The following is a 25,675-nucleotide window of genomic DNA, read 5'->3' on the forward strand; positions in this document are numbered from 1 at the left end:
GGCGACAAATCGGACGCAGAACGCCGCTAACTTCATGATCAACGAGGCGGGAAGCCCAGGAGGGTTTGGAGGGGGGTGGTCAGGGGGGAGCGTGGGCGGGGGAGTCCGTTCAGGGAAACCACCTCGGCCAGGCCGCGGAGGGAGGACGTCAGCCAGATGGCGTCCGCTTCGTGCAGGTCGGCCGGGGTCGGTAGGCGTTCGTCCATCGTGAGGCCCAGCTCGTCGGCGTTGGCCAGGAGCCAGGCGGCGGTGACGCCGGGGAGGATGCCGGTGGTCGCGGCCGGCACCGTGCACAGGGTGCCGCCGCTCAGCCAGACGACGTTCGCCGTGGGCGCCTCCAGTACGTAGCCGTCGGTGGAGACCCAGAGCACGTCGTCCACCCCGGCCCGCTCGGCCCAGCGGCGGGCGGCGGTGCTCAGCGCGTACGAGGTGGACTTCACACCGACCGGGAGCCAGCCCAGCTCGGGGCGGGACCGGGCGGCCACCCCGAGCGGCAGGGTGGCGACCGTCACCCCGTCCCGCCGGGCCCGCCGTGCGGCGGCCGGCACCTCGCCCAGCGTGGCGTAGACGGTCGGCGGCCCGCCGTCCTCGGGCCCTCGGGTGCAGACCAGCCGCAGCGCGCCCTCGACCTCCGGCGGCCAGCCCGCGCGAAGCGTGTCCAGCAGCTCGACCAGCACGTCGGTGGACGGCAGGGCCAGCCCGAGCGCCGTCGCGCCGGCCCGCAGCCGGGCCAGGTGGGCGTCGCGCAGCCAGGGCTCCCCGCCGCGCAGGTGCAGGGTCTCGAAGAGGCCGTCGCCGTGCAGCACGCCCCGGTCGTCGCCGCGCAGCACCGCCTCGCCGGCCGGTACGACACCCCGGCCCGGCACGGCCACCCGCGTCGCCACCACGAGCGCAGCGTAGTGGCGTACGCCGCCGGTGGCCGGACCGGCGCGGCGGCCGAACTATGATCGGACGGTGTCCGAATCCTCCCTCGCGGAACTGCTCCGCTCCCGTGGGCTGCGGCTGACGGCGCAGCGGCAGCTGGTCCTTCAGGCCGTCATGGATCTGGGGCACGCCACGCCGGAGCAGGTGCACACGGCCGTGCGCGAGGTGGCCGCCGGGGTCAACATCACCACCATCTACCGCACGCTGGAGCTGCTGGAACGCCTCGGGCTGGTGACCCACACCCACCTGTCGCACGGGTCGCCGACCTACCACGCGGCCGGTGAGCACCAGCACGTCCACCTCGTGTGCCGGGAGTGCGGCGCGATCGACGAGATCGACCCCGAGCTGCTCCGGCCGCTGGCCGACCAGCTGGCCGCGCAGCGGGGATTCCAGGTCGACATCGGGCACGTGGCGCTCTTCGGCGTCTGCGGCCAGTGCGAGGACGGGGAGAGCAAATGATCGACATCGCGGGCGCCGTGACGGCCGAGGCCATCGACGAGGAGACCCGGGAGCAGCCCGAGCCGGCCCACCGGGCGGCCGGGGTCGGCCCGGTGGCCGCCCACTACGGCGACCCGATGCGCGAGCAGCGCACCCTGGCCACCGGCGTCGGCCTGGTCGACCGCTCGCACCGGGGTGTGGTCGCGGTCCCCGGCGAGGAGCGGATGACCTGGCTGCACACGCTGACCAGCCAGCATCTGGCCGCGCTCCGCCCGTGGCAGGGCACCGAGCTGCTGGTGCTCTCCCCGCACGGGCACGTCGAGCAGCACGCCCTGGTCGCCGAGGACGGCGAGACCACCTGGCTGGACACCGAGCCCGGGATGACCGGCGGCCTCCTGTCCTACCTGGAGAAGATGCGGTTCTTCAGCAAGGTCGACCCGCGGGACGTCACGGCCGACCACGCGCTGCTCTCGCTGGTCGGCCCGGAGGCCACCGGCGCCCTCGACACCCTCGGGGTCACCGGGCTGGCCGAACCCGACGTGGCCGCGGTGCCGGGCCCGAAGTTCCGCTCCGGCGAGCTGCCGTCCCGGCCCTCCGTCGTGTACGACGTGAAGCCCCTGCCCGTCGGCGGCTGGGCCCGGCGGGTCGCGCTCGGCGTCGACCTGCTGGTGCCTCGGCCGGCCATGACCCAGGTGGTCGACGAGCTGCGCGGCGCCGGCGTGCCGGTGGCCGGGCTGTGGGCGTACGAGGCGGTGCGGGTGGCCGCCCGGCGGGCCCGGGCCGGGGTGGACACCGACCACCGGACCATCCCCGCCGAGGTGGGCCTGATCGGCCCGGCCGTGCACCTCGACAAGGGCTGCTACCGCGGGCAGGAGACGGTCGCCCGGGTGCACAACCTGGGCAAGCCGCCGCGCCGGCTCGTCCTGCTGCACCTGGACGGCGTGACCACCGACCAGCCGCCGGCCGTCGGCACGCCGGTGACGCTGGACGGCCGGGCGGTGGGCTTCGTGGGCACCGCGGTCCACCACTTCGAGCTGGGGCAGATCGCCCTCGCCGTGGTGAAGCGGAACGTGGCCGACGACGCCCGGCTGATGGTGGGGGAGACGGCCGCCGCCATCGACCCGGCGTAAGGGATGCCGCTCCGGCGGCGGCAAGACGGAAAATCTTCTGTTTCCGGCGGCTGTCGCGCCCGATCCTGCAGCTTCGGGCTGTCGACCGGAGGGGAGTCGGCGGTTTAGGATCCGGGCATGACCACAGGGACGTTGATCACGGTTGCCCCCACCGGCGCGGAATCGGCCAAGGCGGAGGTGCCGGCGCTGCCGGTGACCCTCGACGAGCTGCTGCTGACCGCCAAGGAGTGCGAGGCGCTCGGCGCCGCCGTGATCCACGTCCACATCCGTGACGACGAGGCGAGGCCCACCCTCGACCAGGGCCGGCTGCGGGAGACCGTGGCGGCGCTGCGGCAGAGCACCGACCTGATCGTGCAGCTCTCCTCCGGCGGCGCGGTGACCGACCCGGAGGCCGCTCGGCTGGCCGTGCTCGACGCCGGCCCGGACATGGCCTCCTGCACCATGGGCACGGTCAACTTCGGCGACGACGTGTTCCTCAACCGCTGGGAGTTCATCGTCGACCTGCACACCCGGATGCAGGAGCGGGGCGTCGTCCCCGAGTACGAGATCTTCGACCTCGGCCACCTCACCGCGCTTCAGCGCCTGCTCGGCAAGTACGGCCTGCCGCACGGCGGGCACGTGCACGTCGACTTCGTGATGGGGGTGCCGGGCGGCATGCCGGGCACCACGGCCACGCTGGTGGCCGCCCAGCAGATGCTGCGCGACCTGCCCGAGGGCACCACGTTCTCGGCCACCGGCATCGGCCGCAGCACCATCCCCGTGATGCTGGCCTCGCTCTCGGCCGGCGGTCACCTCCGGGTCGGCATGGAGGACACGGTCACCTACGCCAAGGGCCGGCCGGTCGAGTCCAACATGCAACTGGTCGCCCGCGCGGTCGGCTTCGCCCAGCTCGCCCAGCGGCCGCCGCTGACCACCACCGCGGCCCGGGCGCTGCTCGGCCTGTAAGCGACGGCCCGGCCGCCGCCCCTGTACGCGGGCGGCCGACGTCCCTGGTCACCCCGGTGCCGGGCCCGCCGAGCCCGTCGGTAGCGTCCACCTCGTGGGAAAGACGTACGAGGGCGGCGTGCCGCTCGCCGAGGTGGTCCGGTCCGGCTTCGTGGAGGGTGTCCACCGTGGGTCCGTGGCGGTGCTCGACGCCGCCGGCGCGCCGGTGTCCGGGGCGGGTGACGCCACCTCGCCGGTCTTCCCCCGGTCGTCCAACAAGCCGATGCAGGCGATCGGCATGCTCCGGGCCGGCCTGCCGCTGACCGACCCGGCCGACGTGGCGCTCGTCTCGGCGAGCCACGCCGGCGAGGAGTTCCACGTCGAGCGGGTCCGCGCGCTGCTGCGCGGCGCCGGCCTGGCCGAGGAGGCGCTGCACTGCCCGCCGGACCTGCCGGTCGGCGAGGCGGCCCGGGAGGCGGTGCTGCGCGCCGGTGGCGGCCCGTCCCGCATCCTCATGAACTGCTCCGGCAAGCACACCGGCATGCTGCTCACCTGCCTGGCCGCCGGCTGGCCGCTGGACGGCTACTGGCGCCCGGAGCACCCGCTCCAGCAGCGGCTCACCGCCGCCATCGAGGAGTTCACCGGCGAGAAGGCGGCGGCCGTCGGGGTGGACGGCTGCGGCGCCCCGGTGCTCGCCGTCTCGCTGACCGGGCTGGCGCGGGCCTTCCTGCGGCTGGTCTCCGCCGAGCCGGGCACCGTCGAGCGGACCGTGGCCGACGCGATGCGCGCGTACCCGGAACTGGTGGGCGGCACCCAGGCCGACGACACCCGGCTGATGCGCGGCGTACCCGGGCTGCTGGCCAAGGTCGGCGCGGAGGGTGTGATCGCCGCGGCGGTGCCGGACGTCGGCGCGGTGGCGCTCAAGATCGACGACGGCGCCGGGCGGGCCCGGATGCCGGTGCTGGTGTCGGCGCTGCGCCGGCTCGGCGTCGAGGCGCCGGTGCTGACCGAGTACGCCGAGATCCCGCTGCTCGGCGGCGGCCTGCCGGTCGGCGGGGTCCGCCCGCTCTGGTAGCCGCCGTCCTCAGGGGAGGAAGTCGAGCAGCGCGGCGTTGACCGGCTCGGGGCGCTCCAGCGGCAGCAGGTGACCGGCGTCCGGCACGTCCGGCAGCCGGACGCCCTGCGGGGCCTCGGCGGCGATCCGGTCGGCCAGCCGGCGGATGTCGCCCAGGTCGTCCGCGCCCGCGCCGGCCAGCACCGGCATCCGCAGCTCGGCCAGCCGGTCGATCGCCGGCGGGTCCAGCTCGCCGGCGTCGACCGCGCTGAGCGCCTGCTCGGCGGCGAGCGCCCGGCGGTCCATCTCCTCGGCGAACCGGATCAGCTCCGGGTCGACGCCGGCCGGCTCGCGGGTCGGCCCGACCACCCAGAACCGCACCTCGCCGGCCGCCGTCGCCGTGAAGTCCTCCGGGTCCACGTCGCCGACCAGCTCCTCCCAGAGCCGCTCGGTCTCCTCGGACCACTCGTTGCCGGAGACCGGGGCGCCGAAGAGGGCCAGCGCGGAAACCCGCTCGGGGTACGCCAGCGCGGTGTCCACCGCGACCTTGCCGCCGAACGAGCAGCCCACCAGGGCGGCCCGCGGCACGCCCAGCGCGTCGAGCAGCCCGATCACGTCGTCGTGGTGCGCGAACGGGGCGGGTGGCAGCTCGGAGTCGCCGTAGCCGCGCAGGTCGACGGCGATGACCCGGTGCCGGGCGGCGAGCGCGGGCACCTGCCCCCGCCACATCCGGCGGTCGGCGATGCCGGCGTGCAGCAGCACCACGGGGCTGCCGGTGCCCGCCTCGTCGTACGCGAGCAGGGCACCATTCACTTCGATCTTGGCCACGGGGGCACGGTACGGACCGGACACCCGGCACGCAAGCGGCGATGCGTGACTTCGCTAACTCCGGCAAGCACTTTGCTTGCAGCAGCTAGCACCGCGAGCTAGCGTGGAGTCATGGCCACCAGTAAGGACCTTCCCGACGTCGGCGGGTTCATTCGCGACCTGCGCCGCAACGCGAAGATCTCACTGCGGCAGCTCGCCGAGCAGGCCGGCGTCAGCAACCCGTACCTCAGCCAGATCGAGCGCGGCCTGCGCAAGCCGAGTGCCGAGGTGCTCCAGCAACTCGCCAGCGCGCTGCGGGTCTCCACCCCGGCCATGTACCTGCGGGCCGGGCTGCTGGACGACAGGGAGGGGCAGGGCGTGCTCGCGGCGATCGCCGTCGACCCCGAGCTGACCATGGCCCAGAAGCAGTCCCTCACCCAGATCTACGAGACGTTCCGCCGGGAGAACGCGCGCCTGGCCGAGGCGACCGCCACGGCAGCCGAGGCGACCGCCACGGCCCAGGCGGCCACCGAACCGGCCCAGCCCGCCGAGCCGGCCGCCGCGCCGGAGGTCTGGGCCACCGAACCGGCCACCGCGCCGGAGGCCCCGGCCACCGTCGCGCCGGCCGCGACCGGCCCCACGACACCGGACGGCACCCCGACCGAGGCGGTCCTCGAGTCGGTCGCCGTCACCGAGGCGGGCCACGCGCCCGCCCCGACCACCGCCGTCCCCCAGAAGAAGACCGCCCGCCGGGTGGTCCGGAAGGCCGCCGGTGCGGCCGAAGAGGAGCAGTCATGACCCAGCCGAAGACCAACCGCATCCCGGCCCCCGTGTACGCCGCGGCCGGTGCCGGCGAGCTCGCCCTCCAGCAGCTGCGCAAGCTGCCCACGGTGGTCGGTGGCCTCGGCACCCGCGTCGTCGCCGACCTCGGTGGCAAGGCCGTCCTCACCGGCTTCGAGCTGCGCCAGAAGGCGACCGAGACGCTGAAGACCGCCAACCTGACCGCGACCGGGCTGCGGGAGAAGGCCGGCTCGGCCGACCTCGACCTCGACAAGCTCCGCGAGGCCGCCAACCTGGAGAAGCTGCGCGAGGCCGCCAACCTGGACAAGCTGCGGGAGGCCGCCGGCCGCAACGCCGCCGCCGTGCTGGCCGGTGCACAGGCCGCGCAGGAGCGCGCGCTGGCCGCGTACGCCGAGCTGGTCGCCCGCGGTGAGCGGGTCGTCGGCGCGGGCGTGCTGGAGGCCGCCGACACGGTGAACGCCGACATCGAGGCGACCGAGGCCGTCACCACCCCGGCCGCGCCGGCCGAGGTGCCCACCCCGGCCGAGGTGGCCGAGGCCGTCGAGGCCAAGCCCGCCACCGTGAAGCGGACCCGGGCCACCAAGGCGACCGCCGCCAAGGCCACCCCGTCGGCGAAGCTGCCGAAGGCGACGAAGCGGACCCGCCCGGCCGCCGAGTGAGTCGAAGCTGGACCGAGACCCCGGACGCCGTCCTGTCGGACGTTTCCGGGGTCTCGGCATAAGCTTGCCGACATGGCCACTGCCGCGCCGCTGTTCGCGTTCGAAGTCCGCTACGTGATCGAGCTGATTCTGCTCGTCTTCGCCCTGGTCATCGAGGGAGTGGCGCTGGTGCACGCGATCACCCAGCGCTCCGACGCGTTCCCCGCGATCGGCACGCTGCCCAAGGGCGGGTGGATCGCCATCCTCGCGGTCTGCCTGGTGCTGACGCTGCCGGCCTTCGGCTTCGGCCCGCTGAGCATCTTCGGCCTGGTCGGCATCGCCGCGGCGATGATCTACCTGCTGGACGTCCGGATCGGGCTCCGCGACCTGCACGACGGCCGAGGGTCCTGGTGAGAGGTTTCCGCTGGCCACCGCCACCGGACGGCGGTCCCCGCACCTGGGGTCCCGGTCCCGGTGCGCCCCGCACCGGCCGCCCGGCCCTGCCCGAGCCGGAGACCGAGCTGGTCACCACCCCGCACGGCGTACGCCTGGAGCGGCTGGTCACCGGCACCGGTGACCCGGTCACCGTGTTCGCGCACGGGCTGGGCAACGGCATCGCCACCACCCGACCGTTCGGCAGCGGCGTCACCGGCCGGCGGCTCTTCTTCCAGTTCCGCGGGCACGGCCGCTCCGACTCGCCGCCCGGCCCGTGGAGCTACCTCGACCTGGCCCGTGACCTCCGCGCCGTCGCCGACCTGGGCGGCGCCACCCGGGCCTTCGGGGCCAGCCTCGGCGCCGGCGCGCTCTGCCGCCTGCTCGTCGAGAGCCCGGAACGCTTCGAGAAGCTGGTCTTCTTCCTGCCGGCCGTGCTGGACACCCCGCGCGGCGAGGTGGCCCGCACCCGGCTCACCGACCTGCTCGACGCCGTGGCCGACGGGGACGCCTCCGCGCTGGCCGACGTGGTGTCGCTGGAGCTGCCGCCGTCGGTCCGCAACACCCCGGCCGGCTGGGCCTACCTGCGGCAGCGGCTCGACCAGCTGCTCCGCGACGGGCTCGCGCCGGGGCTGGCCAGCCTGCCCGAGCAGGCCCCGCTGCGCGACGCCGCGGTGCTCGCCGCGGTCACCGCGCCGGCCCTCGTGATCGGGTGCGCGGGCGACGACCTGCACCCGGCGGCCGTCGCCGAGCAGTTGGCGGCCGCGCTTCCCCGGGCGACCCTGCACGTGTACGACCGGCCGGGCGTGCTCTGGACGGAACGCGCCGACCTGCGGGAGCGGATCTCGACGTTCCTCAACGGGTAACGTCGGCCGTCATGGGCGTCACACACCACGGCCGCACCCACCGCCTCGACCTCGCCGACCCGACCCTGCGGGAGTGGCAGTGCACGGTGCTGGCGGCCGATCCCGAGCAGGGCATCGTGCTGGACCGGTCGGCCTTCTACCCGGGCGGCGGCGGGCAGCCGCCGGACCACGGAGTGCTGCTCTGGCAGGGGGTGCAGACCCGGATCGTGGGCACCCGCAAGGGCGACGACCTCTGGCTGATCCCGGCCGAGGGTGACCCGGTGCCGCCGGTCGGCACCGCCGTCAGCGGCGCGGTCGAGGACACCCGGCGGAGCATGCTGATGCGTACCCACTCCGGCCTGCACGTGCTCTGCGGGGTGGTCTTCCGCGACTTCGGTGCGCTCGTCACGGGCGGCAACATGGAACCCGGCGAGGCCCGGATGGACTTCAACCTCCCCGAGGTGCCGCCGGACTTCAAGGCCCGGATCGAGGACCTGGTCAACGCCGAGGTGGCCGCCGACCGCTCGGTCGCCGTCCGGGTGCTGCCCCGGGCGGAGGCGCTGGCCCTGCCGGACATCATCCGCACCCAGTCCAACCTGATCCCGCCGGACGAGCAGGAGGTGCGGATCGTCGACATCGTCGGGCTGGACGTGCAGGCCGACGGCGGCACGCACGTCGCCTCCACGGCGCAGATCGGCAAGGTCCAGGTGGTCAAGGTGGAGAGCAAGGGCCGCGCCAACCGCCGGGTACGGGTGCGTCTGGTCGACTGAGGTCGCCGGTCAGCGCGGCAGGTGGGCCGCCCGGACGTCGAGCAGCCACCGCTCCACGGTCTCCTCGTCCGGGCGCTCCGGCAGCGGCGTGCGGATCCGGGCGAAGTCCCGCTCGGCCGCGGCCACCAGGGCCTCCGCCTCGGCCAGCGCGCCGCCGGCCACGCGCTCGCCGAACGCCCGGAACCACTCCGGGTCGGCCAGGCGGATCTCCAGCACGCCGGTCGCGTAGAGCACCCGGCCCTGGTGCAGCAGCCGGGCCAGGTGCCGGGCGTGCTTGGCCGACCGCCGCCGGCCACCCACGGAGGAATCGCGGCTGGTCAGCTTGCGGAACTGCTGGCTCGCGTAGCCGAGGTAGGCGTCCCGGACCCGGGGTGCGCTCAGGAAGGCGGCGCGGATGCCGATGAGCCGCTCCCCGAATTCGGTGCGTGTCTCGTAGCACTCCTCGGGCAGCCACATGAGCTCGGTGGCGGTCGGGTTGCCGCTGAGCGCGAGGCGGGCGTACTTCCCGCACTCGTGCAGGGTCTCGTCGGGATCCGTCGTCACCACGGACTCCCGCGGCGGGTGCAGGCCGTGGAAGGCGACCGTGGACGCGGCGAAGACGCCGATCCGGTCCACGTCCGAGCCCGGCCCGGCGAGCCCGTACGCGACCGAGCCGACGATCCCGGAGAGCAGCAGGTGCATGCCGGTCATGATGGCGGATCCGGATCATCCGGGAAACCGGACTTCCGCTGTCAGGTATCGGTGCCACGGTGGTCCCATGACGACACCGCTGACAGGGAAGATCGCGCTGGTCGCCGGCGCGACCCGGGGCGCCGGACGGCAGATCGCCGTCCAGCTCGGCGCCGCCGGGGCAACCGTCTACGCCACCGGCCGCTCCACCCGGGAGCGCCGCTCCGAGATGGGCCGGCCGGAGACCATCGAGGAGACCGCCGAGCTGGTGACCGCGGCCGGCGGCACCGGCATCGCCGTCGCCGTCGACCACCTCGACCCGGAGCAGGTCCGCCGCCTCGTCGCGCGGATCGACGCCGAGCAGGGCCGCCTCGACGTGCTGGTCAACGACGTCTGGGGCGGCGACCCGCTCATCACCTGGGACAAGCCGGTCTGGGAGCAGTCGCTGGACGCCGGCCTCCGGATGCTCCGCCTGGCCGTCGACACCCACATCATCACCAGCCACGCCGCGCTGCCCCTGCTGATCCGCAACCCGGGCGGCCTGGTGGTCGAGATCGGCGACGGCACCAAGGAGTACAACGACACCGAGTACCGGGTCTCGCTCTTCTACGACCTGGCCAAGGTCTCGGTGAACCGGCTCGCCTTCAGCCAGGCGCACGAACTCGCCCCGCACGGCTGCACCGCAATCGCGCTCAGCCCCGGCTGGCTGCGCTCGGAGGCCATGCTGGAGCGCTTCGGGGTCACCGAGGCCACCTGGCGCGACGCCGCGGCCGGGCAACCGCACTTCGTGATGTCGGAGACGCCGGCCTTCGTCGGGCGCGCGGTCGCCGCCCTGGCCGCCGACCCGGACCGGGCCCGCTGGAACGGGGCGTCCGTGGACAGCGGCGGGCTGGCCCAGGTGTACGGCTTCACCGACCTCGACGGCACCCGCCCGCACTGGGCGCGCTACTACGAGGAGGTGGTCCGGCCCGGCAAGCCGGCGGACGACACCGGCTACCGCTGACCGGCCTCCGGCGCGGCCGCGTCGCCGTCCGGGTCGTCGGCGTAGAGCGCGGCCGCGCGGCGCGCCGCCGCGGCGCAGCGGGCGCGCAGCTCGGGCGGGTCGAGCACCTCCACCTCGGGGCCCAGCGCCAGCAGTTGGGTGTACGCCACCTCGACCGACTCGACGGGCAGCCGGAGCACCACCCGGCCCTGCCCGTCGGGCGGGCCGGCGGCGGCGACCGCCTCGGCGTAGACGAACGGGGCGTCGGCGAGGTGCCGCCACGCGCGCAGCCCGGCCGGGGTCAGCCGCACGGCCACCTCGGCCCGGAGCATGTCCCGCAGGAAGGCCTCGGCCTGCTCCCGCCAGTACGCCCCGAGGTCGAAGCCCTCGTCCCGCGCGAAGCCCTCCGCGCCCACCTCGACGCCGACCACGCGATCCACCCGGTACGTGCGCCAGCCGTCGCCGACCCGTCCGACCAGGTACCAGACGCCGTTCTTGAGCACCAGCCCGTACGGCGCCACCGTCCGGGTCACCTCCCGGTCGCCGCGCCGGTAGCGCAGCTCGACCAGCCGGTCCCGCCAGACCGCCCGGGCCAGCTCGGCCAGCCACGGCGGCGGGTCGGACTCCCGGAACCAGCCCGGCACGTCCAGGTGGAACCGCTGGCCGGTGCGGGCGGGCGCGTCCCGCATGCTCGGCGGCAACGCGGCGAGCACCTTCAACTCGGCGCCGGCCACCGCGTCGGCCAGCCCCATCTCCCCGGCCGGGCCGGGCAGGCCGGCCAGGAAGAGCGCCTCCGCCTCGTCCCGGGTCAGCCCGGTGAGCCGGGTCCGGTAGCCGCCGAGCAGGCGGTAGCCGCCCGCCCGGCCGCGGTCGGCGTACACCGGCACCCCGGCTGCGGAGAGCGCCATGACGTCCCGGTAGACCGTGCGCTCGGAGACCTCCAGCTCGCGGGCCAGCTCGCCGGCGGTCATCGTCTCCCGCGCCTGGAGCAGCAGGACCAACGAGATGAGCCGGGACGCGCGCACCTGCCCATTGTGCGCGCGGCCACTAGGCTCCTTGATCGTGGACGCACCCCGCCTCGCCGCGCCCGTGACCGGCGCCGTCACCCGCTTCCTCGGCGGCGCCGGCCTGCTGCTGCGCGGCCTCGGCCTCTACGTCCGCAGCCCCGGCCTCATGCTGCTCGGGATCGTGCCGGCGCTGATCACCGGCGCGCTCTTCGTGGCCCTGTTCGCCACCCTGCTGTACTTCGTGGACGATCTGGCCGCGCTGGTCACCCCGTTCGCGGACGACTGGGCGGAGACGTGGCGCAGCCTGATCCGGCTCGCGGCGGGCCTGGCCGTCGTCGGGCTGGCCGGCCTGCTCGGGGTGCTCACCTTCACGGCGGTCACCCTGGCCGTCGGCGACCCGTTCTACGAGAAGATCTCCGAGCGGGTGGAGGACCGGCTCGGCGGCACGCCCGGCGCCGTCGACGTGCCGTTCTGGGCCTCGCTGCGGCGCAGCATCCTCGACTCGCTACGCCTGGTGGCCATCTCCGCGCTGGTGGGCGTACCCCTCTTCGTGGCCGGCTTCATCCCGGTGGTCGGGCAGACGGTGGTCCCGGTGGTCGGCGCCCTGGTGGGCGGCTGGTTCCTCGCCCTGGAGCTGGTCGGCGCGCCGTTCTACCGGCGCGGCATGCGACTGCCGGAGCGGCGGTCGTTGCTCAGGGCGGACCGGCCGACCACCCTGGGGTTCGGGGTGGCGGTCTTCCTCTGCTTCCTGATCCCGCTCGGCGCGGTGCTGGTCATGCCGGCCGCCGTGGCCGGGGCCACCCTGCTGGCCCGCCGGTCGCTGGGGCAGTCTTTCGTCGAGGAGGGGTGACATGGAGACGGTCCTGATCGAGGGGGACATCACCACACAGCAGGTCGACGTGATCGTCAACGCGGCCAACTCCTCCCTGCTCGGCGGCGGGGGCGTGGACGGCGCGATCCACCGCAAGGGCGGGCCGGCCATCCTGGAGGAGTGCCGGGCGCTGCGCGCGACCCGCTATCCGGACGGCCTGCCCACCGGCCAGGCCGTCGCCACCACCGGCGGTCACCTGCCGGCCCGCTGGGTGGTGCACACCGTCGGGCCGGTCTTCTCCCCGCGCGAGGACCGGTCGGTGCTGCTGCGCGACTGCTACGCCACGAGCCTCCGGATCGCCGACGAGCTGGGTGCCGCTCGGGTGGCCTTCCCGCTGATCTCCGCCGGCAGCTACGGCTGGCCCGTCGAGGACGCGGTGGCCCAGGCGCTGGCCGTGCTGCACGCGGCCACCCCGACGTACGTCGTCGAGGCGCGGCTGGTGCTCTTCGGCGCCGACACCTACGCCACCGCCGTCCGGGTCGCCGCGGGCTGAAACGCCGGCCTCAGGTGAGGTCGCGCAGGCAGGACCACTGGCTGGCCACCGGCCGGTAGCCGAGCCGGGCGTTGATTGCCAGCATCGGCGCGTTCGCCTCGTCGTTCGAGGTGTACGCGGTGCGTACCCCGCCCGCCGCCGCCCGGTGCAGCGCGGCCCGCTTCGCCAGCCCGGCCAGGCCACGCCCGCGGTGTGCGGGGATGGTACCCGTGAAGTCCGACCACATCCGGTCGCCGTCCCGCTTCACCAGGCTGACGGCGACCAGCGCGCCGTCCACCTCGACCACCGTGCTGGCGTCCCGGTCCAGGCCGACGTTCTCCCACACCTCGTGGTGCCAGATGTCGTAGCCCAGCGCGTCCGTCGGAACGTCGCCGGGCTCGTCCATCGACGCCTCGGCGTCCACCCGGTGGATCCGGCGCGGGTCCACGCCGGTGGCCCTGAGGAGCCGCACGCCGGGCGGGGGCTCGGGCATCGGCGGGGCCGGCCGGAGGTCGAGCGCCGAGTAGCGCAGCTCCCGGCTCGGCGTGAAACCGTGCCGGCGGGCGAACGGCAGCGACTCGGGCTGCGACGAGGTGAGCAGCCGCTTCGCGCCGATGCGGCGCAAATGGCCGAGCGCGGCGTCCAGGAGGGCCGTGCCGATTCCCCGGAGCCGGTACGCCGGGTGGACGTGCAGGGTGGAGACCTCACCGACGTTGGCCGCCGAGGTGTGCCTGTTCCGGTACGCCGACACCCAGCCGACCACCCGGCCGTCCGCCTCGGCCACCCAGGCCGCCCAGTCCTCCTCGGGCGGCGGCAGGGCGATCATGCGGCGGGTCGACTCGACGCCGCGCACCAGGTACGGGTGGACGGCGGTGCGCAGCGCCACCACACCGGGGGCGTCCTCGGGCCGGGCAGGTCGGATCACGTGGTCGGTCATCCGGCCGACCCTAGGGCTGTCGCCGGCGCCCGGCGACGGGTTTACCGGGTGCGCGATCCAGGGAGACGGATCAGCCCTCGTCGGCCCGGACCGCGGCGATCGCCTCGACCTCGACGAGCTGGTCGGGGTAGCCGAGCACGGCCACCCCGAGCAACGTGCTCGGCGGGTCGTGGTCACCGAACCCGGCTCGGACGACCTCCCAGACCGTCACGAGGTCCTCGCGGTCGCTGCTGGCCACGTAGACGGTGGTCTTGACGACATCGGCGAGGCCGGCGCCGGCGGCGGCCAGCGCGGTGTCGAGGTTGGCCATCACCTGCCGGGCCTGGCCGGCGGGGTCGCCCGGAGCGACGGTCCGCCCCTCGGCGTCCAGCGGGCAGGCCCCGGCCGTGAGGATCAGCCGCGCGGGCGGCGTGACCTCGGCCGCGTAGGCGTATTCGGCGACGTCGGAGAGCTGGGGCGCACGGATCAGGCGCAAGATGCCGGTCACCGGGCGACCGTAGCGCCGGGCTGCCGGCGCCGCGACGGGTTAAGCGGTGCCGTTCCGCTCAGGCCGAGTCACGGACGACGAGTTCGGTGGGCAGCAGCAGGGCCAGCTCGACCTGCTCACCCGCGGCGATCCGGAGCAGCTGCCGGGTCATGGCCCGACCGAGCTCCACTATGGGCTGCTTCACGGTGGTCAGCGGCGGCTCGGTGTACGCCGCCGTCTCGATGTCGTCGAACCCGATCACCGCGACGTCGTCCGGCACCCGCCGGCCGGCCTCCCGCAGGGTGCGCAGTGCGGCGTGCGCCATCAGGTCGGACGCCGCGAACACCGCGTCCAGGTCCGGGTCGGCGGCGAGCAGTTGCCGCATGGCCGCCGTGCCGGACTCCCGGGTGAAGTCGCCGTACGCGATCAGCTCCGGCAGGCCGGCCGCGGCGACCGTCTCCCGGTAGCCGATGAGCCGCTCGATGCCGGCGACCATGTCCTGCGGCCCGGCGATGGTGGCGATCCGCCGCCGACCGTTCGTGATCAGGTGGCGGACCGCCTCGGCCACCCCGCCGACGTGGTCGACGTCGACATACGGCACCTCGGCGCCGTCCAGCGGCCGGCCGCTGCACACCACCGGGATGCCCAGCCGGGCCAGCCGCCCGGGGAGCGGGTCCTCGCCGTGCAGGGAGGCGAACAGCACGCCGTCGACGTGCCGCCCGGTGGTGTAGCGCTCGACCCGCTCGTGCCCGGCCGGCGAGCCGGCCAGCATCAGCACGAGCTGCTTGTCGGCCGCCTCCAGCTCCTGGGCCGCGCCCCGGATGATGCCCGGAAAGACCTGGTCGTCGGAGAAGACCCGGGTGGCCGCCTCGGGCAGGACCAGCGCGATCGAGTCGGTGCGCTGGGTGACCAGGCTGCGGGCGGCCAGGTTCGGGACGTACCCCAGTTCCTCGACCGCCCGGCGGACCGCCTGCTGGATCGGCTCGGCGACGGTGGTGGAGCCGTTGACCACCCGGGAGACCGTCGCCCGGGAGACCCCGGCCAGTCTGGCCACCGCCTCCAGGGTCGGCCGCTGCGCCGTCGTCATCCCCGTCACCACCACCTCGTTGTCCAGCAACGACCATACGAGATGACCGCAGATCGGCCGCACGGCCACTCCGTCACGCCTTCACGGCGCCCTCCATGATCCCGCCGATGATCTGGCGGCCGAACGCCACGAACACCAGCAGCAGGGGCAGGGTGGCGATCGCCGTCCCGGTGAACACCTGCGACATGTCCTGGTAGTAGCCGTCGGACAGGGCCCGCAGCGACAGCTGCACGGTCGGGTTCTCCGGGTCGTTGAGCACCGCGTACGGCCACAGGAAGTCGTTCCAGGTGGTCATGAAGGTGAGCAGGCCGAGCACGGCGGCGGCCGGGCGCAGCGCGGGCAGCACCACGTTCCAGTAGATCCGCGCGGTGTTGCAGCCGTCCATCCGGGCGGCCTCGATCAGTTCGGTGCTCACGGCCTGGCCGGCGTACTGGCGCATCATGAACACGCCGAACCCGGTGACCAGCGCCGGCACGATGACCGCCGGCAGCCGGTCGTTCCAGTTCAGCTTCGTCATGAGCAGGTACAGCGGGATCACGCCGAGCTGGGTCGGCACCATCATGGTGGCCACGATGACCAGCAGCAGCGCGTTGCGCCCGCGGAAGCGCAGCTTGGCGAAGGCGAACCCGGCCAGGGTGGAGAAGAAGACCACCGAGACGGTGACCGTGCCGGCCACGATCGCCGAGTTGATCAGACCGGTGAGGAAGTACGCGTCGGTGTTGGCGAACAGCCGGGCGATGTTGGCGCCGAGGTTGCCGCCCGGGGTGACCGGGGGCGGGACCTGCCCCATGGCGTCGCTCGTGCGGCTGGCCACCACGAACATCCAGTAGATCGGGAAGATCGACATCAGGGCCGTGACGGCCAGCGCCAGGTAGGTGAGCCGGCCGGCCGACCAGAGGCGGGTCATCGGGGTTCCTCCTTGCGCGCGCCGCCGCCCAGCCGGCGGAGGAGCAGGACGTTGACGGCCGCGACCACCGCGATGAGCGCGAAGAGCAGCCAGGCGATCGCCGAGCCGTAGCCGAAGTTGTAGTGCGGCGCGAAGGCGTTCTCGAACATGTACATGGTCACCGTCTGCGACTCGCGCAGCGGCCCGCCGCGGATCGCGTTGGTGCCCGAGTTGAACAGCCGGGGCTCGGTGAAGAGCTGGAGCCCGCCGATGGTGGAGATGATGACCGCGAAGATGATCGTCGGCTTGAGCAGCGGAACCGTGATCGACCAGAACTGCCGGGCCCGGCCCGCGCCGTCGATCGCGGCGGACTCGTAGAGGTCGCGCGGGATGGCCTGCATGGCGGCCAGGAAGATGAGCGCGTTGTAGCCGGTCCACCGCCAGTCGACCATCGTCGAGATGGCCACCCAGGAGGCGAGCCGGTTGGCCTTCCAGTCGACGGCGTCGACGCCGACGTGGTCGAGCAGCCAGTTGATCATGCCGAAGTCGCGGCCGAAGAGCACGGCGAAGACGATGGCCACCGCGGCGGTCGAGGTGACGTTCGGGATCAGCACCGCCATCCGCCAGGTGGTCCGGGCGCGGAGCTGCCGGTTGAGCAGGTTGGCCAGCCAGAGTGCGAGGAGCAGCTGCGGAATCGTGGCGATGACGAAGATGCCGAGGGTGTTGACCACCGAGTGCCAGAAGTCGGGGTCGGCCAGCAACTGGCTGTAGTTGTCGAACCCGACGAACGGGTGCTCGGCGCCGAGCAGGTCCCAGTCGTGCAGCGAGACCCAGAAGGTGTAGGCCAGCGGGTAGATCCCGAAGACCCCGAAGAGCAGGAAGAACGGGGCGATGTAGAGGTAGGGCGAGTAGCGCGTGTCGAACCGGCTGAGCCGGGCGCCCCGGGAGGGGCGGGTGGTGCCGGGCGCCGGTGCGACCGGCGGGCGGGCGTCGAGCTGGACTGCCATGGCCCGGGACTCCTTTCCGCCGTGCGGGCGGCACCCGTCGACCGGGAACCGCCCGCACGCCTGGCTCGGGTTACTTGGCAGCGGCCTTCTTCGCGTTCTCGACCGCGTCGGTCCAGCCCTGCTCGGGGCTGCGCTTGCCCAGCTCCACCGTGCGGACGGCGTTCTCCACCTCGGTGCGCACGGCCTGGTTCTTCGGGCCCATGTAGACGGGCTTCAGGCCCTTGGCACCCTCGGCGAAGATCTTTCCGACCGGGGCCGCCGAGAAGTACGCGTTGGTCGAGTCGACGATCGCCGGGTCCGCGAGCGCCTGCGGGGACGAGGGCAGCGGGCCCTTGGCCTTGAACGCGCCGATCTGCCCCTTGGCGCTGGTCAGGAACTTCGCCAGCTCGATGGCCTCGGCCTGGTGCTTGCCCTGCTTCGGCACCGCCAGGAAGGAGCCGCCCCAGTTGCCGCCGTTGCCGGGCACCTGGGCGATGTCCCACCTGCCCTTGGCGCCCGCGCCGGCATTGCCCTCGATGACGCCGGTCATCCAGGCCGGGCAGGCGATGGTCGCGAACTTCGACTGCTTGAACGCCGAGACCCACTCCTCCGACCACGACCCGTACCGGCCGGACAGGCCGGAGTCGATGATGTCCATCGTCGTGTCGTACGCCTGCCGCACCGCCGGGTTGCTGTCGACGACCAGCTTGTCGCTCGTGTCGTAGTAGCTGTAGCCGCTGGTGTTGCCGGCGGTCTGGAGCAGGATGGTGTTGAACGTGTTGGTCGCCGCGTCGAGGAACGAGGCGCCCGTGTTCTTCGCCTTGAACTGCTCGCCCACCCTGATGTAGTCCGCCCAGGTGGGCCAGAGCTTCGAGACGGCCTCGCGGTCGGTGGGCAGCCCCGCCTTGGCGAACAGGTCCTTGCGGTAGCACATGGCCATGCCGCCGACGTCGGTGCCGAGGCCGATGAGCTGCTTGCCGTCGGCGGTGAGCCCCTGGTTCCACTTCCAGTCCAGGAAGTTGCCCTTCAGGTCGGCGGCCCCGTGGTCGAGCAGGTTGACGAAGTTCTGCGGGTTGGCCTTGTACTCGACCAGCAGGCCCTCCTCGATGGCGACGATGTCGCCCGCGCCCTTGCCCGCGGCGAGCCACTGGGTGAGCTTCGGTGAGTACTCGTCGAGGTTGCTGCCGGTGCCCCGCTCGACGATCTTCACGTCGGGGTGGCTGGCCATGTACTCCTTGTAGAGCTCCTCGTAGCCGAACTGGCCGAAGACATCGACGGTGAGCGTGACCGGGCCACCGGCGGCGGCCTCGTCGTCACCGCCCCCGCAGGCGGTGGCGCCCAGCAGTGCGGCGGTGGCGACCAGGGCCACCGCGGCCAGGCGGCGGCGCGTGAAGGTGACCATCTCTTATCTGACCCCTCTGGCTGTATCGGGTGGTGGCGGGCGGTTCCGGTACTGAGAGAGCGCTCTCACGACAGGGTGGTGGCTGTCACGTGACCTGTCAAGAGAGCGCTCTCACGACGTCCGGAAAAGGGCGGAGAGTGACGCTCCGGTGGGAAACGCCGCTCTCCGCCCGATGTCCGCACGACCCCCCGGCGGGGTCAGCCCGAGGGTCAGCCCACCCGCAGCCCGTCGAGCAGGCGACGGTCGCCGGCCACCCCCAGGGCATCGAAGCTGATTCGCCCCATCACGGCCAGCAGCAGGTCGCTCGCGGTGCCGGTGACCTGCGCCCGGGCGCGGTGCTCGTCGTGGTCGAGGATCGTCGCGGTGTCCAGCAGGGCGATGCCCTCGCCGCGCAGCCGCAGGTACCACTCCTGGGCGGCGTCGGTGGCGGTCAGCTGGACCACCCCGTGCCACTGGCCGGGCTGGATCCGCCGGCCCGCCGGCAGCCAGGTGTCCAGCACCTCGCTCACCCCGTCGGCGGCCAGCTTGGCCTCGATCGGCTCACCCGCGCCGATGGCGAGCTGGGCGTCCCACCGGTGCACCGCGGTCTCGTGCGCCGCCCGGCGCGGCCAGAAGGCCGCCTTCTTCGGCTGCGGGGCGAAGTTCCACGCCGGGGCCTCCGGGTCCAGCGTCTCGAAGAGCGCCATGAGCCGCTCGTACTCCTGGCCGTACCACTGGGCCGGGGTCAGGCCGGCCGGCGGTTCCGGGTCGTGCCGCTCCGGGCGGCTGGCCGTCCCGGCGGTCAGCACCGTCCGGATCCAGACGTACGTCCGGGTGAGGTGGTGGGCGAGGTCGGAGACCGTCCAGCCGGGACAGGACAGCACCGGTGTCTCGGGAGGCGCCTCGGCAACGGCGGCGGCGAAGGCGGGACCCTCCGTCCGCAACGCGCCGATCCAGAAGTCCTTCGTGCCGTGCAGTCTGCTCATCGCAATCCTCCCGGGGGTGACCGGGCCACCAGTGGGTGCCGCGGCTACCCCTCAGCCTAGGGTGAGAGGCGTGTCAGACGTCTACGCCGAACCGACGACCGGAGCCGACCCGATCGACCCGGCCACCCTGGCGCGCTACACCACGCTGCGCCTCGGCGGCCCCGCCGGGCGGCTGGAGATCGCCAGCAGCGCCGACGAGATCGTCCGGAAGGTCCGGGAGGCGGAGGCCCGGGAGCAGGCCGTCCTGCTGCTGGCCGGGGGCAGCAACGTGGTGATCGGCGACCAGGGCTTCCCCGGCACCGTCGTGCTCATCCGATCACGGGGCTTCCAGGTGGTCGCCGAGGACGCCGAGACCGTCACCGTACGTGTCGAGGCCGGCGAGCCGTGGGACGACCTGGTCGCCGCCACGGTCGAGCGGGGGTGGTCGGGGCTGGAGTGCCTCTCCGGCATCCCCGGCTCGGCCGGTGCCACGCCGATCCAGAACGTCGGCGCGTACGGCCAGGAGGTGTCCGAGACGATCACCGCGGTGGAGGCGTACGACCGGACCGAGGGAACCGTCGTCCGGATCGCGGCGGCCGACTGCGGCTTCGCCTACCGGGGCAGCATCTTCAAGTACAGCGACCGCTGGGTGGTGCTCTCGGTCGACTTCCGGCTCACCCGCTCCCCGCTCTCCGGCCCGGTGCGCTACGCCGAGCTGGCCCGGGCGCTCGGCGTCGAGGTGGGCGACCGGGTGCCGCTGGCGGAGGCCCGGGCCACCGTGCGGCGGCTGCGCGCCGGCAAGGGCATGGTGCTCGACGCGCAGGACCCGGACACCTGGTCGGTGGGCTCGTTCTTCACCAACCCGGTGCTGGAGCCGGAGGCGTACGAGCTGCTGCGGGAGCGCGCCGCCGACCTGGGTGAGCCGCCGTCCTGGCCCTGCCCGGGTGACCGGGTGAAGGTGAGCGCCGCCTGGCTGATCGACAAGGCCGGCTTCGGCAAGGGCCACACCGGCCCCGAGGGCGTGGCGATCTCCACGAAGCACACCCTGGCCCTCACGAACCAGACCGGCAGCGCAAGCACGGCAGCCCTGCTGGCCCTGGCCCGGGACATCCGCACCGGCGTGGAAACCGCCTTCGGCGTAACCCTCCACCCCGAACCCGTCCTGATCAACTGCGCGATCTGACCCCGGGCGCGACAGCGGGCCAGGGGAGGGTCAGTTCGCCCAGGCGCCAGCGGCGGGGCCGGTTCTGGACGGGCCAGCCGGCTGCCTTTACCGCGGCGATCGTTCTCGTCCAGCGGTCGCGGGGGCCGAAGGGGGCGTAGCCGGCGGTGGACTGCCAGGCGCTCTCCAGCGCCCGGATCAGGTCATGGATCGGTTCGCCGGGGACGTTGCGGTGGATGAGCGCCTTGGGCAGCCGCTCGGCGAGCTGGGCCGGGCTCGCCAGGGTGGTGAGCTTCGCGGCGAGGGTCAGCGTGCGCGGGCCGGTCGCGTCGAGCAGCACCCAGGCGCCGAGCCGCCCCAGCTCGTCGCAGGTGCCCTCGACCAGCAGCCCGCCCGGGGCGAGCCGGTCGGTGATCGTGCGCCAGGCGCCGGCCACCTCGCCCTCGTCGTACTGCCGCAGGACGTTGAACGCGCGGACCAGGGCAGGGCGCAGCCCGGCCAGCTCGAAGCCGCCCCGGGCGAAGGTGAGCGCGGGCGGGTCGGCGGCCGGTTGGGCGGTGGCCACGCGTACCGGATCGATCTCCAGCCCGACGACCCGGACGTCGGCGCGGACCGCGGCCGCGAGCCGGGCCCGCAGCTCGACGGCGGTCACCGGGGTGGCGCCGTAGCCGAGGTCGACCACGAGCGGGTCGGCGGCGGCGCGCAGGGCGTCACCACAGGTCGCGGCGATCCAGTTGTCCACTCGGCGGAGCCGGTTCGGATTCGTCGTGCCCCGGGTGACGACCCCGAGCGGCCGGGCCATCAGAGCCCTCCCGTTCGCGACTGCGGGGCTCGCAAGATCGGCTCACTCCTCGCGCTTCACACTAGGCCCGGTGCACCTTGTGCTGGGCGGCCTGGGCCAGCGGCCGGACCACGAGCTGGTCGATGTTGACGTGGTGCGGGCGGGTGGCGCACCAGGCGACGCAGTCGGCCACGTCCTCGGCGACCAGCGGCTCGGCCACCCCGGCGTAGACCGCCGCGGCCCGGTCGGTGTCGCCGCCGAACCGGACCAGACCGAACTCCTCGGTCTTGACCATGCCCGGGTCGATCTCGATCACCCGGACCGGCCGGCCGCACAACTCCAGCCGGAGGGTGCCGGCCATGGCGGTCTGCGCGTGCTTGGCCGCCGTGTAGCCGCCACCGCCCTCGTAGACGACGTGCCCGGCGGTCGAGCTCACGATGACGACGGTGCCGGCGCCGGAGGACTCCAGCGCCGGCAGCAGCGCCTTGGTGACCCGGAGCGTGCCGAGCACGTTGACGTCGTACATCCACTGCCAGTCGCCGACGTCGGCGGACTCCACCGGATCCAGGCCGCGCGCACCGCCGGCGTTGTTGACCAGCAGGGTGACCGGGCCGGGCGCGGCGGCGGCCGCGGCGGCCAGCCCGGCGACCGATGCGTCGGAGGTGACGTCGCACTCCACGGCCGTGGCCGCGCCGCCGGCCGCCTCGATCTCGGCGACCAGGCCGGCCAGCCGGTCGGTACGCCGCGCGGCGGCGAGCACGTGGAAACCCTCGGCGGCCAGCCGGCGGGCGGTGGCCGCGCCGATCCCGCTGGACGCCCCGGTGACGATGGCGACTGAGGTCATCCGGTCATTCTCACCCGCCGCCCCGCTCCGCGCGGTGATGAGGTCCGTCACGCCCGGGACCCGCCGGGACGCATTTCCGAAGCCCGATGGGGAAGATGACATCCGGCGCGGAGGTTGACCGAGAAGCGCCGGTCGTGCGGGACGGCATCAACCGTGACAGAGGGAGCGGACGTGGCGGAGTTGCACACCGGTGTCGGTCGTCAGCGAGGTGCCCTGCCGTGGCCGCGGCCGCGCCGGATCGCCACCCTCTCCGTACACACCTCGCCGCTGCACCAGCCCGGGACGGGCGACGCCGGCGGCATGAACGTCTACATCCTGGAGGTCGCCCGGCGGCTGGCCGAGGCCGACGTCGAGGTGGAGATCTTCACCCGGGCCACCTCCGGCGACCTGCCGCCGGTGGTCGAGATGGCGCCCGGGGTGAGCGTCCGGCACGTCACCGCCGGCCCCCTGGAAGGGCTGACCAAGGAGGAGCTGCCCGGCCAGCTCTGCGCCTTCACGGCCGGGGTGCTCCGCGCCGAGGCGGCCCGCCCGCCGGGCCACTACGACTTGATCCACTCGCACTACTGGCTCTCCGGTCAGGTGGGCTGGCTGGCCAAGGAGCGCTGGGGCGTGCCGCTGGTGCACACCGCGCACACCCTGGCGAAGGTCAAGAACGCCCAGCTCGCCTTCGGCGACCGGCCCGAGCCCAAGGCGCGCGTCATCGGCGAGGAGCAGGTGGTCGCCGAGTCCGACCGGCTGGTCGCCAACACGCGGGCCGAGGCCCGTGACCTGATCGACCGGTACGACGCCGAGCCGGCCCGGGTGGCCGTGGTGGAGCCCGGCGTGGACCTGGACCGGTTCCGCCCGGCCCGCGGCGACCGGTACGCCGCCGTGCTGGCGGCCCGCCGCCGCCTCGGCCTGCCGGCCCGCGGCTACGTGGTGGCCTTCGTCGGCCGGATCCAGCCGCTCAAGGCCCCGGACGTGCTCATCCGGGCGGTCGCCGCGCTGCGCGAGCGGGAGCCCGCGCTCGCCGACGAGGTGACCGTGGTGATCTGCGGCGGCCCGAGCGGCACGGGGCTGGACCGCCCCACCGCCCTCATGGAGCTGGCCGGCTCGCTCGGCGTCGCCGACCGGGTGCGGTTCCTGCCGCCGCAGACCGGCGACGACCTGCCCGCCCTGTACCGGGCGGCCGACCTGGTGGCGGTGCCCTCGCACAACGAGTCGTTCGGGCTGGTCGCGCTGGAGGCGCAGGCGTGCGGCACCCCGGTGCTGGCCGCCGCCGTGGGCGGGCTGGTCACCGCCGTCCGGGACGGCGTCAGCGGGGTGCTCATCGACGGCCACGACCCGGTCGACTGGGCCCGTACGCTGGCCCGCCTGCTGCCCGACCGGCTGCGCCGGGCCGCCCTGGGCCGGGGCGCCCAGCGGCACGCCCGCGACTTCTCCTGGCACCGCACCGTCTCCGGCCTGCTCGCCATCTACGGCGAGGCGATCGCCGAGCACCGGGTCCGGCTGGCCGGCCGGCTCGGTGACCCCGCGCTCACCTGCTCCTGGTGAGCGTCGCCGGCCCGGCGGCCTCCGCAGAGCGGCCGTAGAGTGGGTGCGATGAGCCGCAGGAGTGAGGTCGCCGCGCTGATCGAGGCCGTCTGCGCCGATCGCGAGCTGGAGTGGGAGTCCACCGGCGAGACGTCGTACGCGGTCACCCTGCCGGGCACCCACAAGCTCAAGACGATCTGCAACCTGATCGTCGGCGAGCACGCCCTGCGGGTCGAGGCGTTCGTGATGCGCCAGCCCGACGAGCGCCGTGAGGAGCTGTGGGCCTGGCTGCTCCAGCGCAACGCCCGGATGTACGGGGTGTCCTTCTCCATCGACGCCGTCGGCGACGTCTACCTGACCGGGCGGGTCAACCTGGCCGGGGTGGACGAGGACGAACTGGACCGCCTGCTCGGGGCCGTGCTGACCTACGCCGACGAGTCCTTCGACAGCATGCTGGAGATCGGCTTCGGCACCGCCATCCGCCGGGAGTGGGAGTGGCGGGTCAAGCGGGGCGAGTCGACGGCCAATCTGGCCGCGTTCGCCCACCTCTTCGAGCCCTCCGCCCCGGCCGGGTCGGCCGCCGGAGGTTCGGACCCGTCCTGACGGGTATGCCGCACCGCGCGGTGCGGCACTTGGGCCCACCGCGTGCCGAGGACGGACTGTCGAGGAGCGTGTCCCATGGCTCAGCGCAACAGCTCAAGTCGCGGCACGACTGCGACGAGGACCAAACGCCAGCCCGGTAACCAGACGGCGAACACGCCGGGCATTTCCGAATCCGCGATATCCCGGATGAAGGTCGACGACATCCGGGGCCAGCTGCGCCGGCGCGGGGTCTCCGGGCTCTCCGCCATGCGCAAGCCGGACCTGGTGAAGACCCTGGTCCGGAAGCTGCGGTCCGAGCAGGGTGGTGCGGCCCGGAAGAGCACCGGCCCGGCCGGCCGGCCGTCGGCCACGAAGAAGACGGCCGCGGCGAAGAAGACGACCGCGGCGCGCCGGACCGCGCCGTCGCGGGCCAAGGCGGCGCCGTCCGCGAAGGCCACCGGCGCCCGGGCGAAGGCGGCCCCGACGAAGAAGGCGGCGGGCACCCGGGCCAAGGCGGCGCCCGCGAAGAAGGCGGCGGGCACCCGGGCCAAGGCGGCGCCCGCCAAGAAGGCCGCGGCCGCCAGGGCGGCGCCGGCGAAGAAGACCACGACCGTCCGGGCGAAGGCGGCGCCGGCGAAGAAGGCGGCCGCCGCTCCGGGGCCGGCCCTGGCCCGGGGTACGGCCGCGACGGCCACCCGGGTCCGGAGCGGCGGGTCGGCGTCCCGGTCGGTGAGTTCGTCCCAGCAGATCATGTCGCTCGACGATCGTCCCGAGCGTCCGGGGCGCAGCCTGGTGACGACCAATCACGAGGTCATCCAGCGCTGGGCCCGCGCTCGTGGCGCCAAGCCGGCCACCATCGCCGGCACCGAGCGTGGCGACCGCCCCGGGGTGCTGACCTTCAACATCCCCGGATACCGGGAGAGCAGCCGGATCCGCGAGGTGACCTGGGACGACTGGTTCCGGACCTTCGACCTGCGCGGCCTCAACCTGATCTACCAGGAGCAGATGCGGGACGGGCGGCAGAGCAACTTCTTCCGCACCGAGAACCCGAATCGCGAGGACGGCTGAGGTTTAGGGGAATGGCCGGCGGGGATTCGCTTGTTGGCCAGGGAAGAGACCGGAGCAGGGACAGCCGGATTTCCGACACGGGTGCTGTGACGGGTAAGACAGCAATCGAGGTTGAATCCGGAATCCGGGCGAACTAACTTTATTGCACCGCGCCACGCTTGTAATCGTTCGGGGGAGCGGCGGATCGAGCAGATCCGCGCAAGCGAGGCGCGAGGGATCGGGTGGATCCCACCGTTGGGGGACGGTGCCACCCG

The 25,675-nt window shown here is 73.8% G+C and carries 29 protein-coding genes; 16 read left to right on the plus strand and 13 right to left on the minus strand.

Annotated features, from left to right (window positions below; translation table 11 throughout):
• Positions 1-38: 38 nt before the first annotated feature.
• Complete coding sequence (locus tag GA0070214_RS22545; protein ID WP_091267497.1) at positions 39-887, minus strand: aminotransferase class IV; 849 nt, start codon at positions 885-887, stop codon at positions 39-41.
• Positions 888-954: 67 nt separating this feature from the next.
• Here GA0070214_RS22545 and GA0070214_RS22550 point away from each other — a divergent pair, with 67 nt between their 5' ends.
• The 4 genes from GA0070214_RS22550 to GA0070214_RS22565 all read left to right on the plus strand — a co-directional run bounded on the left by GA0070214_RS22550 (position 955) and on the right by GA0070214_RS22565 (position 4,491).
• Positions 955-1,383 (plus strand): Fur family transcriptional regulator, encoded by a 429-nt coding sequence (locus GA0070214_RS22550; protein WP_091267500.1) that lies wholly within the window; start codon positions 955-957, stop codon positions 1,381-1,383.
• On the plus strand, positions 1,380-2,492 hold the full coding sequence (gene ygfZ, locus GA0070214_RS22555; RefSeq protein WP_091267503.1) for a CAF17-like 4Fe-4S cluster assembly/insertion protein YgfZ: 1,113 nt from the start codon (positions 1,380-1,382) through the stop codon (positions 2,490-2,492). Before GA0070214_RS22550 ends, ygfZ begins: the two co-directional genes overlap by 4 nt.
• Positions 2,493-2,609: 117 nt before the next feature.
• The gene (locus GA0070214_RS22560) at positions 2,610-3,437 is read left to right on the plus strand and encodes a beta-keto acid cleavage family enzyme (protein ID WP_091267506.1); all 828 of its coding nucleotides are present in this window, start codon (positions 2,610-2,612) and stop codon (positions 3,435-3,437) included.
• 94 nt (positions 3,438-3,531) lie between these two features.
• A complete protein-coding gene (locus GA0070214_RS22565) occupies positions 3,532-4,491 on the plus strand; it encodes an asparaginase (protein ID WP_091267508.1) in 960 nt (319 codons plus the stop codon).
• A gap of 9 nt (positions 4,492-4,500) precedes the next feature.
• On the opposite strand, the gene GA0070214_RS22570 is transcribed toward GA0070214_RS22565, so the two are convergent.
• The gene (locus GA0070214_RS22570; RefSeq protein ID WP_091267671.1) at positions 4,501-5,298 is read right to left on the minus strand and encodes an alpha/beta fold hydrolase; all 798 of its coding nucleotides are present in this window, start codon (positions 5,296-5,298) and stop codon (positions 4,501-4,503) included.
• Between the two features lie 111 nt (positions 5,299-5,409).
• Between GA0070214_RS22570 and GA0070214_RS22575 the strand changes: the two genes are divergently transcribed.
• The 5 genes from GA0070214_RS22575 to GA0070214_RS22595 all read left to right on the plus strand — a co-directional run bounded on the left by GA0070214_RS22575 (position 5,410) and on the right by GA0070214_RS22595 (position 8,763).
• Positions 5,410-6,075, plus strand: coding sequence for a helix-turn-helix domain-containing protein (locus GA0070214_RS22575; RefSeq protein WP_091267512.1), 666 nt, complete (start codon positions 5,410-5,412; stop codon positions 6,073-6,075).
• Positions 6,072-6,737, plus strand: a complete 666-nt coding sequence (locus GA0070214_RS22580) for a hypothetical protein (protein ID WP_091267516.1) — start codon at positions 6,072-6,074, stop codon at positions 6,735-6,737. Before GA0070214_RS22575 ends, GA0070214_RS22580 begins: the two co-directional genes overlap by 4 nt.
• Before the next feature lie 72 nt (positions 6,738-6,809).
• Entirely contained in the window at positions 6,810-7,130 is a 321-nt protein-coding gene (locus GA0070214_RS22585) for a DUF2516 family protein (RefSeq protein WP_091267519.1), read from the plus strand.
• Positions 7,127-8,014, plus strand: coding sequence for an alpha/beta fold hydrolase (locus tag GA0070214_RS22590; RefSeq protein WP_091267522.1), 888 nt, complete (start codon positions 7,127-7,129; stop codon positions 8,012-8,014). Before GA0070214_RS22585 ends, GA0070214_RS22590 begins: the two co-directional genes overlap by 4 nt.
• A gap of 11 nt (positions 8,015-8,025) precedes the next feature.
• The gene (locus GA0070214_RS22595) at positions 8,026-8,763 is read left to right on the plus strand and encodes an alanyl-tRNA editing protein (RefSeq protein WP_091267525.1); all 738 of its coding nucleotides are present in this window, start codon (positions 8,026-8,028) and stop codon (positions 8,761-8,763) included.
• Positions 8,764-8,772: 9 nt separating this feature from the next.
• On the opposite strand, the gene GA0070214_RS22600 is transcribed toward GA0070214_RS22595, so the two are convergent.
• Positions 8,773-9,444 (minus strand): nucleotidyltransferase domain-containing protein, encoded by a 672-nt coding sequence (locus GA0070214_RS22600; protein ID WP_091267673.1) that lies wholly within the window; start codon positions 9,442-9,444, stop codon positions 8,773-8,775.
• Positions 9,445-9,520: 76 nt separating this feature from the next.
• On the opposite strand from GA0070214_RS22600, the gene GA0070214_RS22605 reads away from it, so the two are divergent.
• The gene (locus GA0070214_RS22605) at positions 9,521-10,435 is read left to right on the plus strand and encodes an SDR family oxidoreductase (RefSeq protein WP_091267528.1); all 915 of its coding nucleotides are present in this window, start codon (positions 9,521-9,523) and stop codon (positions 10,433-10,435) included.
• On the opposite strand, the gene GA0070214_RS22610 is transcribed toward GA0070214_RS22605, so the two are convergent.
• Positions 10,426-11,439: a helix-turn-helix transcriptional regulator gene (locus GA0070214_RS22610; protein ID WP_091267531.1), complete on the minus strand. Its 1,014-nt coding sequence runs from the start codon at positions 11,437-11,439 to the stop codon at positions 10,426-10,428. The two genes, GA0070214_RS22605 and GA0070214_RS22610, sit on opposite strands and share 10 nt — an antisense overlap.
• Here GA0070214_RS22610 and GA0070214_RS22615 point away from each other — a divergent pair.
• Positions 11,420-12,271, plus strand: coding sequence for an EI24 domain-containing protein (locus GA0070214_RS22615; protein WP_377463206.1), 852 nt, complete (start codon positions 11,420-11,422; stop codon positions 12,269-12,271). The genes GA0070214_RS22610 and GA0070214_RS22615 overlap by 20 nt on opposite strands.
• 1 nt (position 12,272) lies before the next feature.
• The gene (locus GA0070214_RS22620) at positions 12,273-12,785 is read left to right on the plus strand and encodes an O-acetyl-ADP-ribose deacetylase (protein WP_091267536.1); all 513 of its coding nucleotides are present in this window, start codon (positions 12,273-12,275) and stop codon (positions 12,783-12,785) included.
• 10 nt (positions 12,786-12,795) lie between these two features.
• Here the strand turns inward: GA0070214_RS22620 and GA0070214_RS22625 are convergent, their stop codons facing one another.
• From GA0070214_RS22625 to GA0070214_RS22655, 7 genes are all read right to left on the minus strand, one after another.
• A complete protein-coding gene (locus tag GA0070214_RS22625) occupies positions 12,796-13,701 on the minus strand; it encodes a GNAT family N-acetyltransferase (RefSeq protein ID WP_091267539.1) in 906 nt (301 codons plus the stop codon).
• A gap of 70 nt (positions 13,702-13,771) precedes the next feature.
• Positions 13,772-14,179 (minus strand): RidA family protein, encoded by a 408-nt coding sequence (locus GA0070214_RS22630; RefSeq protein ID WP_377463218.1) that lies wholly within the window; start codon positions 14,177-14,179, stop codon positions 13,772-13,774.
• 67 nt (positions 14,180-14,246) lie between these two features.
• Positions 14,247-15,254 carry a LacI family DNA-binding transcriptional regulator gene (locus tag GA0070214_RS22635; protein WP_091267676.1) on the minus strand — a complete coding sequence of 336 codons (1,008 nt, stop codon included), beginning with the start codon at positions 15,252-15,254 and terminating at the stop codon, positions 14,247-14,249.
• Between the two features lie 73 nt (positions 15,255-15,327).
• Complete coding sequence (locus GA0070214_RS22640; RefSeq protein WP_091267544.1) at positions 15,328-16,161, minus strand: carbohydrate ABC transporter permease; 834 nt, start codon at positions 16,159-16,161, stop codon at positions 15,328-15,330.
• Positions 16,158-17,147, minus strand: a complete 990-nt coding sequence (locus GA0070214_RS22645; protein ID WP_091267546.1) for a carbohydrate ABC transporter permease — start codon at positions 17,145-17,147, stop codon at positions 16,158-16,160. Before GA0070214_RS22645 ends, GA0070214_RS22640 begins: the two co-directional genes overlap by 4 nt.
• Positions 17,148-17,217: 70 nt before the next feature.
• Positions 17,218-18,528, minus strand: coding sequence for an ABC transporter substrate-binding protein (locus tag GA0070214_RS22650; RefSeq protein WP_091267547.1), 1,311 nt, complete (start codon positions 18,526-18,528; stop codon positions 17,218-17,220).
• A 209-nt stretch (positions 18,529-18,737) separates the two neighbouring features.
• Positions 18,738-19,493, minus strand: a complete 756-nt coding sequence (locus GA0070214_RS22655) for a maleylpyruvate isomerase family mycothiol-dependent enzyme (RefSeq protein WP_091267549.1) — start codon at positions 19,491-19,493, stop codon at positions 18,738-18,740.
• Between the two features lie 127 nt (positions 19,494-19,620).
• Here GA0070214_RS22655 and GA0070214_RS22660 point away from each other — a divergent pair, with 127 nt between their 5' ends.
• Positions 19,621-20,655 carry a UDP-N-acetylmuramate dehydrogenase gene (locus tag GA0070214_RS22660; RefSeq protein ID WP_244167809.1) on the plus strand — a complete coding sequence of 345 codons (1,035 nt, stop codon included), beginning with the start codon at positions 19,621-19,623 and terminating at the stop codon, positions 20,653-20,655.
• On the opposite strand, the gene GA0070214_RS22665 is transcribed toward GA0070214_RS22660, so the two are convergent.
• Positions 20,639-21,436 carry a class I SAM-dependent methyltransferase gene (locus GA0070214_RS22665; RefSeq protein WP_091267554.1) on the minus strand — a complete coding sequence of 266 codons (798 nt, stop codon included), beginning with the start codon at positions 21,434-21,436 and terminating at the stop codon, positions 20,639-20,641. The genes GA0070214_RS22660 and GA0070214_RS22665 overlap by 17 nt on opposite strands.
• Positions 21,437-21,497: 61 nt before the next feature.
• Positions 21,498-22,259: an SDR family NAD(P)-dependent oxidoreductase gene (locus GA0070214_RS22670; RefSeq protein ID WP_091267557.1), complete on the minus strand. Its 762-nt coding sequence runs from the start codon at positions 22,257-22,259 to the stop codon at positions 21,498-21,500.
• Between the two features lie 171 nt (positions 22,260-22,430).
• Here GA0070214_RS22670 and mshA point away from each other — a divergent pair, with 171 nt between their 5' ends.
• The 3 genes from mshA to GA0070214_RS22685 all read left to right on the plus strand — a co-directional run bounded on the left by mshA (position 22,431) and on the right by GA0070214_RS22685 (position 25,421).
• Positions 22,431-23,792, plus strand: coding sequence for a D-inositol-3-phosphate glycosyltransferase (gene mshA, locus GA0070214_RS22675; RefSeq protein ID WP_091267560.1), 1,362 nt, complete (start codon positions 22,431-22,433; stop codon positions 23,790-23,792).
• Positions 23,793-23,840: 48 nt separating this feature from the next.
• Complete coding sequence (locus tag GA0070214_RS22680) at positions 23,841-24,374, plus strand: type III secretion system chaperone family protein (protein ID WP_091267563.1); 534 nt, start codon at positions 23,841-23,843, stop codon at positions 24,372-24,374.
• Between the two features lie 186 nt (positions 24,375-24,560).
• Complete coding sequence (locus tag GA0070214_RS22685; protein ID WP_341845083.1) at positions 24,561-25,421, plus strand: hypothetical protein; 861 nt, start codon at positions 24,561-24,563, stop codon at positions 25,419-25,421.
• Positions 25,422-25,675 lie beyond the last annotated feature (254 nt).

Origin of the sequence: Micromonospora chaiyaphumensis (assembly GCF_900091435.1) — a bacterium.
Lineage (GTDB): Bacteria > Actinomycetota > Actinomycetes > Mycobacteriales > Micromonosporaceae > Micromonospora > Micromonospora chaiyaphumensis.

Coding starts and splice junctions, on each gene's coding strand:
- ygfZ (WP_091267503.1), top strand. CDS start 1,380: ATGATCGACATCGCGGGCGCCGTGACGGCCGAGGCCATCGACGAGGAG.
- GA0070214_RS22560 (WP_091267506.1), top strand. CDS start 2,610: ATGACCACAGGGACGTTGATCACGGTTGCCCCCACCGGCGCGGAATCG.
- GA0070214_RS22575 (WP_091267512.1), top strand. CDS start 5,410: ATGGCCACCAGTAAGGACCTTCCCGACGTCGGCGGGTTCATTCGCGAC.
- GA0070214_RS22580 (WP_091267516.1), top strand. CDS start 6,072: ATGACCCAGCCGAAGACCAACCGCATCCCGGCCCCCGTGTACGCCGCG.
- GA0070214_RS22585 (WP_091267519.1), top strand. CDS start 6,810: ATGGCCACTGCCGCGCCGCTGTTCGCGTTCGAAGTCCGCTACGTGATC.
- GA0070214_RS22595 (WP_091267525.1), top strand. CDS start 8,026: ATGGGCGTCACACACCACGGCCGCACCCACCGCCTCGACCTCGCCGAC.
- GA0070214_RS22600 (WP_091267673.1), bottom strand. CDS start 9,444: ATGCACCTGCTGCTCTCCGGGATCGTCGGCTCGGTCGCGTACGGGCTC.
- GA0070214_RS22605 (WP_091267528.1), top strand. CDS start 9,521: ATGACGACACCGCTGACAGGGAAGATCGCGCTGGTCGCCGGCGCGACC.
- GA0070214_RS22615 (WP_377463206.1), top strand. CDS start 11,420: ATGAGCCGGGACGCGCGCACCTGCCCATTGTGCGCGCGGCCACTAGGC.
- GA0070214_RS22620 (WP_091267536.1), top strand. CDS start 12,273: ATGGAGACGGTCCTGATCGAGGGGGACATCACCACACAGCAGGTCGAC.
- GA0070214_RS22625 (WP_091267539.1), bottom strand. CDS start 13,701: ATGACCGACCACGTGATCCGACCTGCCCGGCCCGAGGACGCCCCCGGT.
- GA0070214_RS22635 (WP_091267676.1), bottom strand. CDS start 15,254: ATGACGACGGCGCAGCGGCCGACCCTGGAGGCGGTGGCCAGACTGGCC.
- GA0070214_RS22640 (WP_091267544.1), bottom strand. CDS start 16,161: ATGACCCGCCTCTGGTCGGCCGGCCGGCTCACCTACCTGGCGCTGGCC.
- GA0070214_RS22645 (WP_091267546.1), bottom strand. CDS start 17,147: ATGGCAGTCCAGCTCGACGCCCGCCCGCCGGTCGCACCGGCGCCCGGC.
- GA0070214_RS22650 (WP_091267547.1), bottom strand. CDS start 18,528: ATGGTCACCTTCACGCGCCGCCGCCTGGCCGCGGTGGCCCTGGTCGCC.
- GA0070214_RS22655 (WP_091267549.1), bottom strand. CDS start 19,493: ATGAGCAGACTGCACGGCACGAAGGACTTCTGGATCGGCGCGTTGCGG.
- GA0070214_RS22665 (WP_091267554.1), bottom strand. CDS start 21,436: ATGGCCCGGCCGCTCGGGGTCGTCACCCGGGGCACGACGAATCCGAAC.
- GA0070214_RS22670 (WP_091267557.1), bottom strand. CDS start 22,259: ATGACCTCAGTCGCCATCGTCACCGGGGCGTCCAGCGGGATCGGCGCG.
- GA0070214_RS22680 (WP_091267563.1), top strand. CDS start 23,841: ATGAGCCGCAGGAGTGAGGTCGCCGCGCTGATCGAGGCCGTCTGCGCC.
- GA0070214_RS22685 (WP_341845083.1), top strand. CDS start 24,561: ATGAAGGTCGACGACATCCGGGGCCAGCTGCGCCGGCGCGGGGTCTCC.